At 47.0% G+C, this 13,999-nt stretch carries 11 protein-coding genes; all 11 read left to right on the top strand.

Going from position 1 to position 13,999, the window contains the following annotated elements; translation table 11 throughout:
* Positions 1–271 precede the first annotated feature (271 nt).
* The 11 genes from KO533_RS14055 (at position 272) to KO533_RS14005 (ending at position 13,975) form a co-directional block, all read left to right on the top strand.
* On the top strand, positions 272–1,684 hold the full coding sequence (locus KO533_RS14055; protein WP_219254731.1) for an AAA family ATPase: 1,413 nt from the start codon (positions 272–274) through the stop codon (positions 1,682–1,684).
* Between the two features lie 16 nt (positions 1,685–1,700).
* The gene (locus tag KO533_RS14050; RefSeq protein ID WP_219254730.1) at positions 1,701–2,621 is read left to right on the top strand and encodes a hypothetical protein; all 921 of its coding nucleotides are present in this window, start codon (positions 1,701–1,703) and stop codon (positions 2,619–2,621) included.
* A gap of 88 nt (positions 2,622–2,709) precedes the next feature.
* Positions 2,710–3,867: a phage protease gene (locus KO533_RS14045; protein WP_219254728.1), complete on the top strand. Its 1,158-nt coding sequence runs from the start codon at positions 2,710–2,712 to the stop codon at positions 3,865–3,867.
* Positions 3,867–4,787, top strand: a complete 921-nt coding sequence (locus tag KO533_RS14040; protein ID WP_219254726.1) for a Mu-like prophage major head subunit gpT family protein — start codon at positions 3,867–3,869, stop codon at positions 4,785–4,787. Before KO533_RS14045 ends, KO533_RS14040 begins: the two co-directional genes overlap by 1 nt.
* A gap of 82 nt (positions 4,788–4,869) precedes the next feature.
* Positions 4,870–5,394 carry an HI1506-related protein gene (locus KO533_RS14035; RefSeq protein ID WP_219254724.1) on the top strand — a complete coding sequence of 175 codons (525 nt, stop codon included), beginning with the start codon at positions 4,870–4,872 and terminating at the stop codon, positions 5,392–5,394.
* 2 nt (positions 5,395–5,396) lie between these two features.
* On the top strand, positions 5,397–5,852 hold the full coding sequence (locus tag KO533_RS14030; RefSeq protein WP_219254723.1) for a DUF1320 domain-containing protein: 456 nt from the start codon (positions 5,397–5,399) through the stop codon (positions 5,850–5,852).
* On the top strand, positions 5,852–6,292 hold the full coding sequence (locus KO533_RS14025) for a hypothetical protein (RefSeq protein ID WP_219254722.1): 441 nt from the start codon (positions 5,852–5,854) through the stop codon (positions 6,290–6,292). Before KO533_RS14030 ends, KO533_RS14025 begins: the two co-directional genes overlap by 1 nt.
* A 20-nt stretch (positions 6,293–6,312) precedes the next feature.
* The gene (locus KO533_RS14020) at positions 6,313–7,059 is read left to right on the top strand and encodes a hypothetical protein (protein ID WP_076500516.1); all 747 of its coding nucleotides are present in this window, start codon (positions 6,313–6,315) and stop codon (positions 7,057–7,059) included.
* A 119-nt stretch (positions 7,060–7,178) separates the two neighbouring features.
* Positions 7,179–11,105, top strand: coding sequence for a tape measure protein (locus KO533_RS14015; protein WP_219254721.1), 3,927 nt, complete (start codon positions 7,179–7,181; stop codon positions 11,103–11,105).
* Complete coding sequence (locus KO533_RS14010) at positions 11,102–11,467, top strand: hypothetical protein (RefSeq protein ID WP_219254719.1); 366 nt, start codon at positions 11,102–11,104, stop codon at positions 11,465–11,467. The genes KO533_RS14015 and KO533_RS14010 overlap by 4 nt, the downstream gene beginning before the upstream one ends.
* Before the next feature lie 12 nt (positions 11,468–11,479).
* Positions 11,480–13,975, top strand: a complete 2,496-nt coding sequence (locus tag KO533_RS14005; protein WP_219254717.1) for a hypothetical protein — start codon at positions 11,480–11,482, stop codon at positions 13,973–13,975.
* Positions 13,976–13,999 lie beyond the last annotated feature (24 nt).

Below are 13,999 nucleotides of genomic sequence, written 5' to 3'. Positions count from 1 at the left end.
CTCAAACGAGATTTAAGCGTCTAAACTCTCAACTTGGTGTAACGGCTTATCCAGATACCACTTAAACGCTTTAACAAGGATTTAAACGGGTTTTAAACATAGTTATACTGACTGTAGGCTAATGTTTAGTTTGTGGGAGAATAAAAAATAGTGTATTTTTCCCTATCTAAGGAAGTAAGATTTTATTTATTTAGCAATGTCTTACCTAAAGTAGCTGTTCTGAACGTTACATTGATATTTTTAACTAAATGGATTTATTGATAGGATAAATATGATTTTTTTAACTAAAGTAACTATAAAAGGCTTTAAGAATGACTTGACGACAGTTGTTGTTGATTTCTCAAATCTTCAGTCATCTGTTATTTTTGGTTTGAATGGATGTGGAAAAACTACATTCCTTAAAATATTAAATGCAATTTTTCAGCAGAATGAGACAGTACTCTTTGAAGAAGGAGTGGAATCTGTATTTGTTGAGTATAAGCATAAAGCTGAAATTAGTGATGATTGGATTTTTGACTCCTTTAGATTGGAACGAACTGAAACTAAAATATCTATTGATAAATCTGAATATATAACGTCAGCAGCGCAGATTGCGGGACGCAGGAAAGTCGTGAAAGGTAAAGATAGTTTGCAGCCTCAATTCGATTTCGAAAGAGTTGAAATTAAATGGAATTGGAACTCTTATTTGGATAGTAAGTTAGCTAAAGGAAAGTCGTTATCATTAGGTGTGGATCGAGGAAGCCAAGCTGCACGATTTACTATAAGTACTCGATTAATAGTTCAGTTTCTTTCTAAAATACCAGAGCTACGACGAAGCGTTGCATCATTGGCAGATATTCATAGAATTGCAGATGAACTAGTTCAATACATTAGATTTCACTCCAGTGCAAGTATAATGTCTAAAAGTTCGAATGTTGTTAATTTTGAAGATGATCATGTTTTTTTGAAAGAAATAAACATGACAAATATAGAAAGTACTTTATTAGAACGTTACCGTATTGCTAGAAGAAATACTGCTAGAAAAATTCAAAATGCTTTATTTGACACATTGTCAAGTGCAATTTCTGAAAATTCCGAATTCGGACCGCGTAAGAGTGTTGCGTTATATAATGAAGTTATCTTTAAAAATAAAGAGCTACTTATTGAGGCTTTGGATGATAAAACTGAAAATAGCTTCAAAGACAATATAGTTTCAAAACTTAGAATGATCAAATCAGAAAGCGATCTTGACTCTTTAAGAGATAATAGTTTATTGAGTAGATTGCTGATGGAAATGTCAAATCAATTGAGAGATAGTGAACAGGAACTATCAGCGATTAATACAGTTATTGATAAATTTAATGAGTTTGTTAGAGGGGAAAATATTAAAGGAGGCAAAGAGCTCGTAGTAAATCAATCTAGTGTAAAAATAAAGATTGGTGATACTGAGCACTCAATTAGCCAACTGTCGAGCGGCGAAAGGCATATTCTAACTCTTTTTACATTACTTTTAGAACAAGGTAGACATCGTGACTTTATAATAATTGACGAGCCAGAAATATCACTAAATTCACTTTGGCAAATAGCATTACTACCAACTATTGAAGCATTGTTGCCTTATAGTCAGATTATAGTTGCATCGCACAGTCCACTTTTGGCGCAGTCAATGGACAACTTATCTGAATTAGTCGTTCATAAAGTTTAAATTTTTAGGTTGAAAAATGTCTATTGAAAGTATGAAAATGGATTTTCATGATGCGATAAAAAATGCATACATGACAAAGGTTCCATTAATAGTGGTAGAAGGTAAGGATGATTTACCTGTATACATAAGTCTACTTGAAAATAAAGAAAGACGATTTAACGTAAAACCAGTTCAGTTCTTTAAGAATAGTGGCTCTGGATGCCATGAAATTGAAAGAAATATTATTTCAATTAATGAACGATACCCTCAAGGTCATATTGTTTATAATTATTTTAAGGGAATTGTTGATAGGGATGTTAAAGAATATAGAAATGAGCTAGTTGAACGAGATGGGATGTTCTATTTGAACAGTTATTCGTTTGAAAATAATTTTGTTACAACTAAATCTATAGTTAATACAGTAAGGCTTTTGACATCATTGTCATCTGAACAGTTGGATGAAGCGTTAACAGAACAAGCAGTTAAATTTATTAATGAACAGTTCGTTGATTTTTACTATGTGGTACTAGAAGCTCTTCGTAATGCAATTGAGGCTGATTATGATGGTTTAGTTGGTTTTTCTGAGGGTTATCAAGAATTATTGATTAATCCAGTTAAAAAAATAGAGTTGATGGGAAAACGATCGGACTTGGATGTTTTTGCATCCAAACATGGCGTGAGTTGTGATTGCATTTTAAAAATGAAACATTTCTGTAAAGGAAAATGGCATTTACGATATTTTTTACAGTCACTCATTAATTTTACCAATTCGTTACACACGATTTGTGGTAAGGAACTTGTTAAATGTCCCATTTGTGAGTCAGGGCGACAAGATAGTTGTATGTATAAGAAAACTACACCTTTGGATGTTTCTGGTTTGATTAAAGTTATTAAAGACAATATTAATAATGCAGATTTGGATTATTTAAGAAAAGAAATATTTAATTTGGCAGGATAGTTTGACTAATCCCGAAACCTTTCCAATCCGCTAGCGAGCCGAGCGAGATCATCATAGGCACTCCAATGTAATTGAGAGTGCCTTTTTTATGCCTGCAACATCCACCGCTTTGGGCTTTGCTGCCTTAAGCAGCCAGTTAAACCTCAATCCAGAAGCAACCTTTGTGGTTGGTGAAGATGGCTACATTCAGGCGCTGCCTGATGGCCACTTTGCCAGCGTAGATGGTCGCCCTGATGATGTAGCTGGTGGCAAGTGGTTGATGGATAGCGTTGCGTTCGCGGCCCTGCAAGCAAATACCCCCCATAAAGCCGGTGATCTGGTCATTGACTACGAACACCAAACCTTGAACAAAGAAGTCAACGGCCAACCTGCACCCGCTGCAGGTTGGTTCAACATCGATGACGTGCAATATCGACAAGGGCAGGGCTTGTTTATTAAGCCGCGCTTTACCGACAACGCAATCGCTTATCTCACCGCCAAAGAATACAAGTACTTCAGCCTAGTGTTCGGTTATGACACCAGCACTGGCCGCCCGCAATTTATCCACTCAGCCGCGTTAACTAACCGCCCTGGTGTCGATGGCATGCTGCCACTCGCATCGTTGGCCGCATTGGCTGCTCTTAATACAAGCCTCAATTCACCCGAATCTATCCAATCCACCGACACGGAGGAACTCCATGTGAACCCATTACTGAGAAAAATCTTAGCCGCCCTTGGGGTAGATGTGCCCGAGGACGCAACGGCCTTAACGGCTGAGCAAGAGGTCGCGGCGCTATCTGCACTTAATACGCTAACCACGGCAGCAAATAGCGTTGATGGCTTAAAGCAACAGCTTACCGCGCTGAGTGCTACATCGCCCTCGGTTGATCTAAGCCAGTACGTTCCAGCGGCAACTGTCGCTGCTCTGCGCACGCAACTTGTTGCACTTACTGCTGAAAACGGTGTGCTTACCGTTGAGCAAACCGTGAAGGCGGCGATAGATGAGGGTAAGGCCTTCGAGTGTGAGCGCCAATATCTTATCGATCTAGGAAAGCAATCCATGGCAGCGCTGACTGCCAACTTGGGTGAGCGTGTGGCTATTGCCGCATTAACGGCCAAGCAAACCACCACAGTTCCCGATCCTATCAAGGACAAGGAAACCAAACTCGCGGCACTGACTGCCGACCAAATCAAAATGGCCGATTCTTGGGGCATGTCACAAGCTGACTTTGCTAAAGCTATCGCCGCTGATCAGGAGCACAAATAATGGCTGCTATTAACGCCCCAGTATTACAAGCCCTGCGCACTATGGTGCGTAGCGAGTTTCAAAATGCTTTAGCTAAGACTGAGCCACTGTATTTAAAAATTGCCTCAGTCGTGCCAAGCAATACTAAGTCCAATACCTACGGCTGGTTAGGCTCAATGCCGACTATGCGCGAATGGATTGGTGCGCGGGTGATCAACTCCATCAAAGAGCATGGTTATTCAATCACTAACCGTACCTTTGAAACCACCATAGGTATTAGTCGTGATGATGTTGAAGATGACACTTTAGGGATTTACAAACCTATGGTGCAAGCATTGGCGCAGGAAGGTGAAGAGTTTCCCGACGATCTGGTGTTCGAGCTATTAGCCGAAGGCTTTGGCACTTTGTGTTATGACGGGCAGAACTTTTTTGACACTGACCATCCCGTTAACGAGAAGCACGATGGTACGGGGGCTGACGTATCGGTGGCCAATATGGTGGTTGATAGTGCTTATACCGGAGAGCCTTGGTTTTTGCTCGATACCACGCGCCCATTAAAGCCACTCATCTTTCAAGAGCGTCGCAAGCTGGATTTAAACACCCTGTTTAATCCAACCGATCCTGCAGTTTGGACCAATAACGAGTTCCAGTTCGGCACCGATATGCGCTGTGAGGCGGGCTTTGGCTTCTGGCAAATGGCCTTCGCCAACAAGCGTACTCTCAATGCCACCAACCTATGGAGCGCTTACAAAGCCATGCAAGCTTTTACCAGCGATGGCGGTAAGAAGCTCAAGATACGCCCCAATTTGTTGGTGATCCCATCTTCTCTTGAAGACGTCGCACTCAAGTTAATGACCCGTGAGCGCATTGATGAAGGTGGCGTGACCGTGGATAACGAACTGAAAGGCAAGTTCGAGATCCTTGTGGTGCCACAGCTTTAGGTGTTCACCCCTTAAGTTTGAGCAGCGAATCGCAGGCACAAGGATGCGCCCGCACCCCAACATCGAGTGAGGTAACAATGAAATGGCGAATCCTTCTAAGAACATTCAAGTCCTGTTGGTTATCTGTCTTGCGCACACTGGCTACCGCCGTGCGGGCATGGCGCTTAACAAAGGCGAAAACTTTATACCGCTGGCCGAGTTGTCGGATGAGCAAGTTGCAGCGTTTGAAACTGACCAGCGCCTTAAAGTATCCGTGCGTGATATGGCACCAGCGTCGGGGAGTGTGGACATTCCAGACGGTGATCAGACATTAGGCTCCAATACCACAGGCACTCTCACTGGTGTGAAAGAGCCTAGCGGTGAAGAGAAAGTCTTAAACCAACTGACAGTAGATGAACTGTTAGATCAGCTCACGGTAAAAGATCTTAAGGCGCTAGCAAAAGACTTGGAGATCACCGGCTTTAACTCGATGAATAAACCTGACTTAGTCAATGCTATTCGGGCGGTAAGAGTCACAGTGCCAGGTGCGAGTGAAACGGCTACCCCAAGCGCTGAAACGAAAGGCACTGAAACATCGGGCACCGTCACCAACGAAGCAGGTGAATAGCCATGGCCGACTTAGCCATCACAAGAGCCATGTACGCCACCCCTGACAACATGCTCAGTCGCTTTGGTGCACAGGACTTAATGCTGCTCACCGAGCGTGAAGACAGTGCGCCAGGGGAAATAAATACCGTCGTGCTTGAGCAAGCGCTGAGTGATGCGTCGGCCGAGATTGATGGCTATATCGTGGGCCGTTACACCTTGCCGTTAACCACGGTTCCCGCCGTGCTTGAGCGTAACTGCTGCGATATCGCCCGTTACTTCCTGTATGGCGATAAAGCCCCTGAACAAGTCGAGAAACGCTATACCGCTGTGGTGAAGTTTTTAACCGCAGTAAGCAAAGGCGATATCAGTTTGGGGCTAGCTGATACGGGAGAAGTCGCTAGCCAAAGTGAGCTAGTAGTCAGCATCGACAGTGCAGGCAGCGTGTTTGGTCGTGCATCGTCTAAGGGGTTTATCTGATGTATGAAATTAAAGATAACTACCTTGCTGCAGGTGATGCGTTGACTCAACTGCTTGAGCCATTAGTGACGAGCCAGGAGCTGAAAAAGGTCTATCAAGCCAATGAGCTAAGCGAAGTGGATGAGCGCAGCCAAATCACCCCCGCCGCCCATGTGCTGTATATGGGCGATACGCTGGCGGATACCGCACAAGGCGGCAACACCAGCCAAATTAAGCAGACTTGGCTTGTGGTATTGGCTTGCCGTTTATCTATTCACGAAGGCCAAGCAGGTGAGCTATTAGTCAGCCTGTTAAACGCAATTGTGGGTAAGTCCATTGCGGTGGATGGTCAGATGCTTGGCCCCTTTGTGCGCGTTAACAGTCCCGTTAAACCCCGTTTCACTAAAAGCCACGGTTATTACCCCGTGGCGTTAAGTGTGATTTTGAGATTCAAACCTTAACAACCTAAGAGGAACTCACCATGAGTGGATTATTAGTCGCAGGCAACTTCTTTGTTGACCGCTTAAATGCCCAAGGGCAATCAACGGGGATCATTGGCCCCATCAACACCACTAAGCTCGCCATTAAAACCGATGCCGATGAAAAGGTACGTCCAAGTAAAAAGAAAGACAGCTACGGCCAAGCCTTAAGCGTGGTGAAAATTGCAAAACCTGTTGAGGTGGAATGGTCCTTCGACGATCAACCTGCCGAACTGATTGCTATGGCACTGCTGGGTGATACCCAAGTGCTGAACACGGGCAGCGGCAACTTAACCGATGAAGCCGTGACCTTACCAACCAATCAACGTTGGATACAGCTACCTGAAAGTAACTTTGCCGCCCTCGGTTTTGTGGTGAAGAAAGACGCTACCACCTTAGTGCTGGGCACTGACTATGAGGTGAACTATGCCCTAGGGCTAGTGCGTGCCGTAAAAGGCGGCGCAATTGAAGCGGGCGGCGCAGTGACTGTGACAGGCCAACATAACGCCATTTCCGGCACGCTAGTTCGTGGTGGCATTAGTGCCCAAACCCGCGCGCGGCTCTTCGGTGAAGGTAAAAACCTCGAAACAGGCAAGCCGATTAAGCTCGAAATTTTCGACGCCAGCTTATCGCCAACAGCGGCGCTCGATTTTGCCGCCAGTGAGTTTGTGAGCGCCACCCTTGCGGGTAAAGCCCAGTTAGTCGCGGGTAAGGATCATCCGTTCGAGTACCTAGAGCTGGATGCGTAAGCGGTTTTGCTTAACCCAAGGGCATGGCCGTACTCAATTGCCATGCCCTTTAATCCCCATTTAACCGCCGTTTAAACACCGATTATTTAGATACTAACGAGAGCATTAACGAGATACCAATGGCTGATAAAACCTTAGAACTCGCCCTGCGGATCGTGGCAGAAGCCACGGGCAAGCAACACATTGCGGCTTTAGTCGATGAGCTTAAGCGCATCGGCACTGAGTCGGATGCGGCGAATCCTAAGACGCAGGCGCTCGCTGATGAACTCGATGGCGTGAGTGATGCCAGCCAAGCGGGTGCGAACCAAGTTGATGAACTCAAAAACAGCCTTGACCCGTTAAGCGACCAGTTAGACCAAGTGGCCCAAAGCGGCCGCAATACCAGCAACCAAACAGAGCAGCTCACTAATGACCTCAAGCCTTTAGCAACTGGGCTTGATGACGTAGGCGATAGCAGCCAATCGACCAGCCAAAAAGCCAATGCCTTAGCCAATAAGCTCGATGAACTGGCTAACCAGCAAGACCTGATCAACACCTTTAAGCGGTCACGCAACGAGCTTGAACAACAAGAGCTTGCTGTCACTGCTGCTGCCCTAGCACTGCAGGACTTAAAGCAAAGTGCCAGCCAAACGGATGCGCCTTTTGTGCAGCTGGCACGCTCTATTGATGTGGCCGAAAAAGAGCTGGAGCAAATGCAGCGCGAGTTAGCGCAGCAATCATCCAGCCACACTAAGCTGCAAAATGCCCTGTCAAAATCGGGCATTGATTACAACAACCTGACCACAGCGCAACGCAAGTTAAGCGCCGAATTTGACGGCACTGGCCGCAATGTCGATAAGTTTGCCAATCAGTTAGATAAGGGCAATGCCAGCGCCCGTGATCATGCCAGTTCCCTGCGTGGCGTGATCGGCCAAGTGACCGCCTTAGCGGGTGCCTATTTGGGCTTTGACCGCGTGGCCCAAGCGGTGAAGGATGTCTTTGCCACGGGCGATCAATTCGAACGTCTTGGCGTGCAGATGAATGCTGTGATGGGCGGTTTTGAATCTGGCAAACAAGCCACCGCTTGGGTAAAGCAATTCGCCATCGATGTGCCGCTACAACTGAACGAAGTCAATCAAGCGTTTGTGAAGGCCAAAGCCTTTGGCCTCGATCCTATGAACGGCACCATGAAGGCGATTGTGGATCAAGCCTTTAAACTCGGTGGCGGTTTTCAAGAGGTCGAGGGGATCACCTTGGCACTCGGCCAAGCCTGGGCAAAACAAAAGCTACAGGGCGAAGAGATCCTGCAGTTGATTGAGCGCGGCGTGCCCGTATGGGACATGCTGGCTAAGGTCACGGGAAAGAACACCACCGAACTGCAAAAACTCAGTGAGCAAGGCAAGCTTGGCCGCGATGTGATCCAAGGTTTGATTGATGAAATGGGCCGAGCCGCTAATGGCAGTGCAGCGGCGCAGATGGCTTTGCTCAGTGGCCAAGTATCAAACCTTAAAGATAACCTTTCATCCTTCTATGATCTCGTGGCTCAGTCCGGTGCACTTGATTGGCTTAAGGGCCAGATCAGTGATTTGAATCTTGAGTTTGCCGCCATGGCCGCTGATGGCCGTTTAAAGGAATGGGCTCAGCAAGTCAGCGACACGATCGTGAGCATTGGCTCAGCGGTGCAAGATGGCGCGGCTATGCTGTACAACTTCCGTGATGAAATTGGTTTTGTGGCTAAGGCATTTCTCGCGTTAAAAGTCGGTAGCTATTTTAGTGATGTGATCATCGGAGCAAATGCCGCCATCGGCGTGATGCGTCTTTACACTGGCGCGATCATGGGTACCACTGCGGCGAGTGAGGGCGCGGCCTTAGCTGCTGGCAAACTTAAAACCGCCTTGGCAGCAGCGGCTAAAGCGGGTTTGTACTTAGCGCTGATTAGCGAGTTGATCGAGGTTGCTCGGGTATACCAAGAGTTATTGATTGCTGAAGAAGCTCTGGCAAAGTCTAAACGCGCTGCCGCGTCTAGCGCCAAACAGTTGGAGTACTCACTTAAGGATCTCAGTGAGCAAACGGGCGTAGCCTTTACCACTATGGCCGAGTTCAACAAAGCGGTAGACGAAGGCAAACTGATTTATGACGACGCCACTGGTAAGTGGAAGAACGCCGCGAAAGCGATGGAAGAAGTTAAACAGGCTGCTGTTGACGTTGTTGAGCCGATTAAATTAACGGTTGAAGAAGCGCTGCGCCTGACCTTTACCTTAAGCGAACAAACTAAAACGCTCGATGGCGTTAAAGGTGGTATGGGCGGTTTCATTCGCCAAATTGACGCCGCCTTAGTGCCGTTGAAAGCGGCGGGGGAGCAATACGAAGGCCACGTTAAGTTACTCACAATACTGCGCGCCAAGTTTGAAGAGCAGCAAACCTATCTAGATGCCACGGCTAAGGGCACCGAGGCATTGGAGCAAGCCTATAAGGATTTAGGGCTGACCAGTAGCCATGCCTTAGAGCAGGTGAACACGAAAGCCGAAGCGGCCTTTAATCTGATTAAGAACAACCGTGAACCGATTGAGCAACAAAAGGATGCGTTTTTAGCCTGGGCTAAAGCGGCATTAATGGCCGCCGAAGCGACGGGCGCTGCGGTACCCGAAACCTTGAAAGCGCAAGCCGCTACCCTTGGGCTAACCAAGGAACTGAGCGAGCTGACAGCAAAGCAATACGGCTATACAGACAGCGTGAAGGAACTTTCACCCGAGCAAGCCAAGCTAAGCCGCGCAGTGGCAGAAACTGAAGCCCGTTTGAAGCAATGTCGCGATGTGATGAACAGCTCGACGGTATCGAGTAAAGCCAAAGCAAAAGCCCAACAAGATCTGATTAGTTTACAGGGCAAGTTAAGTGACCAAACTAAGCAGCTCAGTGAGGTTCAGGCACTCGAAGCGGCTAATTATGAACAGATAAAAAGCAAGTATGCCGCTGTATCTGACGAGATGTTAAGGCTCGAACAAGCCTATAAAGACGGCGGCATCACAGCGGAAGAATACCTGCGACAAAAAGAACGCTTAGTTGAAGTGCTCAGAATATTGCAACGCTTAATGGGCGGTTTGGAAGATGGTGAGCAAGAGACTGACGAACAGGTAAAAAAGACCACTAAAACCTTAATTGAGCAACGCCAAGAACTTGAACAATTAGAGGAAACCACTGGCCGCGCCACTGAGTATGTAAACCTATTTGCGGGTGCCTATGCCCACTTAAACAAACAGTTCAATTTTAACGAAGATAGCACCGAAAAACTCAACGCCCGCGTCGATGAGCTGACTAAAAGCATCATGAACAATATGCGGGTGAATACGGGCTTTTGGGGTGTGCTGGCGCAGCTCAGTAACCAAGCTTTTATCCGCGAAAAGCAGATCATCAATGAAACCTTACTGACCCGCAAATGGACTGAAGAACTCGAAAGCTCAAGCATTAGCCTCGATCGTGTCAATCAAATTAGCCGCGAGGCAAAGTGGAATATACGCGAGCTAGGTGACGAAGAACTTAAGCCACTGCAAGCGGCCATTGATGCTACCCGTGATCGTATTCTCGGCCTGCGTGACGATATCAACGCGACCTTGGGCAGTCTCAAAGATGAGATGGATCAGCTCAACAATAACCAAGCCGCTATCGAGAAGCGTCGCTATGAACAGCAACAGGCTGAGCTTAAGGCGCAGCTCGATGCCGCCCGCACGGCTCAGGATAAAGAGTCCATTGCCAGTGCCCAAGAAGCACTGCAACTGAGTCAGCAAATCTACGCCACCAAACTAAAACAAATCGAAGCAGAGGCGGTAGAACGCAGCGCACGGGCACAAGAAAGCACATCAAGCAGTGCAAGCACCGCGACGAATTCCACTCGCAGTACTACAAGCCAAACCACTTCGCCATCGGTGAGCAATCAGAACACAGGCGGCAGCGTACAAATTTATCGGCTAGAGCTGGCAATGCCGTCGGGCAATGTGGTGAAAGCCGATTTGCTTGATGAGTTTAAGCAGCTGTTTTTGCGCGAACTAGAACAGATTAAGGCCACCTCATGATCACCTTAGACACGCTTCAATTACCGCACTTTATTTGGCTTAACCGCTTTGGGTATACGCCCTTTGTGAGCAGCACTGAGTTTGCGCTGAATGGCTCGCAGCATGTTGAGGTCGCGGCTAAACAGGCAGGGCGTTCCATTATGCTCTTTAGTGATGGCGAATCTTTAAGTCTGTTTGAAGCCCTTGAAAGCCACGCCAATACAAAAGGGGCGGCCAGTTTCAATCTGGATATTAACGGCACTGTTTTTAGCGTGATTTGGGATTACCGCGATCAACCGATTAGCGGTGCACCAGACATTAACTACAGCGATAGCGCCCCCGATGCTGTCGATGCCATCACCCTCAAGTTAATCACTGTTTAAAGGCTGTTTAATATGGCAACTTCTCCGACTCCGATTTCTCGCGACAGCTTAAAAATCTTCAAGCCTGAACTATTAGGTTCAAGCAATGAGGCTGGCGGCCAGCGCACTAACAACGTAGTGCAATCAGGGCAGATTAATGAACTGTTTGATGCTATCTCTGATATTGATCATGCTCAATCTAGTATCGATATCGTTAAGTGCTTCCCCACGCTTTACACCAATGACACTAACAAACTTAAGCAAGCCCATGTGTTTGTGAGTGAGCCACCAGTCGATCCGCTGGTGAATGTGTTTATGATTGAATCGCCTGCGCTGGACGATGAGTCTCGCATGACGGATATGAAGGAGATCATTGAGTCGTCTGTCACTGCAGGGGAATTAATCCGCGAAGGTGGCCCAGGGTTCCTTGTAAATCAAAACTCGTTTTCCTCAGATTACTTGCAATCGACTTATCGATTTAATGATCGCGATTACTGGAAAACGACCTATTTGGTCGTGGGCCAAGTGATTTGTATTACCGTGGAATATACTGGGGTGGAAAATGCCGATTGGCCGCGCAAAACTCACTTTTGCAAAGTAACCAAGACCAATAATGTTAATGGCCAAGTCGGTACCGTCACGTTTGATCCACCCATTCCTTTTGCCACGCCATGGCCATCATTAGCTGTTAATGGACAAAGCAAGTGTACTAAGCTGCGCTTATCTAATACCGCATCACCCCTTAAGTTTCATGGCGTAACCAAATTAACGGCTGTGGCCAATGGCGTTAATTTAGCCGTGGGGGCGACTCAGTTGTCGTTACTGCCATCCATTACCACTGTGTTACCCAAGCCAGGCAATACCATTGTCGGCGGCAGTGACAACGGGGATGCCACTGTCAGCCAAGTGATCCGCAAAGTGATCTCCCAACCTTCAAGCGCAGGCACCTATAGCTATACTTTTACCACCACGGATTTATTAACCGATGAAAACGGATTAGTTGCCGTTTCAACGTTACCCACGGCTGCTATGGGTGGTTATACCAGCTACATTCAATCCGTGACAATTGGCTCAGGTAATATCACGGTAACGCTCACCTCAAGTACAATATTTAATAATGCGTCAACCGTGAGCCTGTTTTATGTTTCATCCTATAAATACAGCATCTATTCAAGCGCCAACCCGTTCCCCGCCAATAAGCAACTGACAGTGGGCAGTATTAAAGGCCGCGCAGTCTTTGCTGATACAAACTATGCTGCCCAAGATGTGTATGAGAGAGTGAGCGCCGAGGGCACAACAGGCAAGCTATATGATGGGACAGAACACATCGCAACCATTAATTACTTAACGGGTGCGGTGACTAAGCAAGTTATTAGCCGTGGCGAGTTTACGTTTACCTATGCCGGATTAGTCGAATCGAGCGCGGCTGCTGCTGCAGGTGATACGGTCGCTAAGTTCACCTTGTCAGTGCCAAATCCCTTATTAGAAAGCTTTTATGTGCAGGTTGAGCGTATCTCTGATCGAGCGCTGATTAGTGCCTCCGCCAATGCTCAAGGGGTGGTTGCTGGCACGGGCATTAACGGCAGCATTAGCAGTGGCATTGTGGAACTGACCTTTAGTGCCCCAGTGGATTTAACCACATTGCGCTATGACATTAGCGACCAAGTGCGCCAACTACCACCCGCTGAGATTTATGGCCTTAACCCGCTGCGTATTCCTTATGATGGCATTGTGAATATGTTCCGCCAGTGGGGCACTGTGGCGCTGTCACACTCACAAGTGCAGCAAGTCACCGCCACGGCTGGTACCGTGTATAACATTCGTCAAAACGCAGCATTTAGCGACATTACAGATGCAAATGGCGCCAGCCTATGGACCAGCGAAAACACCCATTTCACCGTAAATAAAGCGGCAGGCACTGTCACCATTAATAGTGCCTTTACTGGTTTTGCACCGCCCTTTGTGCTGACCGATGTCATTAGCGAACTGGCGTTAGTTTCAAGCTTTACCCCAAGTAGCATAGTGCTGGCAAAACCTTTATCACGCGAATACCCCATAGGGGCCACTGTGGCCAGTGTGCAGATTTTAGGTGATTTGCAGGCGCGTGTTGGCCAAGTACGGGATATGACCGCCTGGTCAAATAACTGGGATGTTGATGGTGCTCAAGCCACGGGTAATTTCAATGCCGTTGACTATCCGGTAGAAGTTAAAAATAACACTGCAGTAAACGAAGATTGGGTAATGATTATGACCAGTGAAACCGCGTTTCGCTGCGTCGGCCGCCGCCTCGGACAAATTGCGACTGGTGATGCCCTCAATGATTTTGCCCCTATCAACCCAGTGACCAATACCCCTTATTTTGTGCTCAGAAAAGGCGCATGGGGTGGTGGTTGGCAAATGGGCGAGGCGGTGCGCTTTGCCACCTTTGCGTCATCAAAACCCATAATGCTGCTGCGCAATGTGCAGGTCGGTCACAGTCAAATCACTACAGATAAAGCCGTATTGTCATTTTTCGGTAACGAGTCATAGGAGCAATTGAAATGGGATTACCAG

The sequence above is a fragment of the Shewanella sp. NKUCC05_KAH genome, from assembly GCF_019345585.1.
Classification (GTDB): domain Bacteria; phylum Pseudomonadota; class Gammaproteobacteria; order Enterobacterales; family Shewanellaceae; genus Shewanella; species Shewanella oncorhynchi.
The sequence above is the reverse complement of the archived record's forward strand: the minus strand, read 5'-3'. Positions and strand labels throughout refer to the sequence as shown.

Bases quoted from the DNA above. Each gene is read 5' to 3' on its own strand.
- KO533_RS14040 (WP_219254726.1), top strand. From the start codon at position 3,867: ATGGCTGCTATTAACGCCCCAGTATTACAAGCCCTGCGCACTATGGTG.
- KO533_RS14005 (WP_219254717.1), top strand. From the start codon at position 11,480: ATGGCAACTTCTCCGACTCCGATTTCTCGCGACAGCTTAAAAATCTTC.
- KO533_RS14015 (WP_219254721.1), top strand. From the start codon at position 7,179: ATGGCTGATAAAACCTTAGAACTCGCCCTGCGGATCGTGGCAGAAGCC.
- KO533_RS14050 (WP_219254730.1), top strand. From the start codon at position 1,701: ATGTCTATTGAAAGTATGAAAATGGATTTTCATGATGCGATAAAAAAT.
- KO533_RS14055 (WP_219254731.1), top strand. From the start codon at position 272: ATGATTTTTTTAACTAAAGTAACTATAAAAGGCTTTAAGAATGACTTG.
- KO533_RS14045 (WP_219254728.1), top strand. From the start codon at position 2,710: ATGCCTGCAACATCCACCGCTTTGGGCTTTGCTGCCTTAAGCAGCCAG.
- KO533_RS14030 (WP_219254723.1), top strand. From the start codon at position 5,397: ATGGCCGACTTAGCCATCACAAGAGCCATGTACGCCACCCCTGACAAC.
- KO533_RS14010 (WP_219254719.1), top strand. From the start codon at position 11,102: ATGATCACCTTAGACACGCTTCAATTACCGCACTTTATTTGGCTTAAC.
- KO533_RS14020 (WP_076500516.1), top strand. From the start codon at position 6,313: ATGAGTGGATTATTAGTCGCAGGCAACTTCTTTGTTGACCGCTTAAAT.
- KO533_RS14035 (WP_219254724.1), top strand. From the start codon at position 4,870: ATGGCGAATCCTTCTAAGAACATTCAAGTCCTGTTGGTTATCTGTCTT.
- KO533_RS14025 (WP_219254722.1), top strand. From the start codon at position 5,852: ATGTATGAAATTAAAGATAACTACCTTGCTGCAGGTGATGCGTTGACT.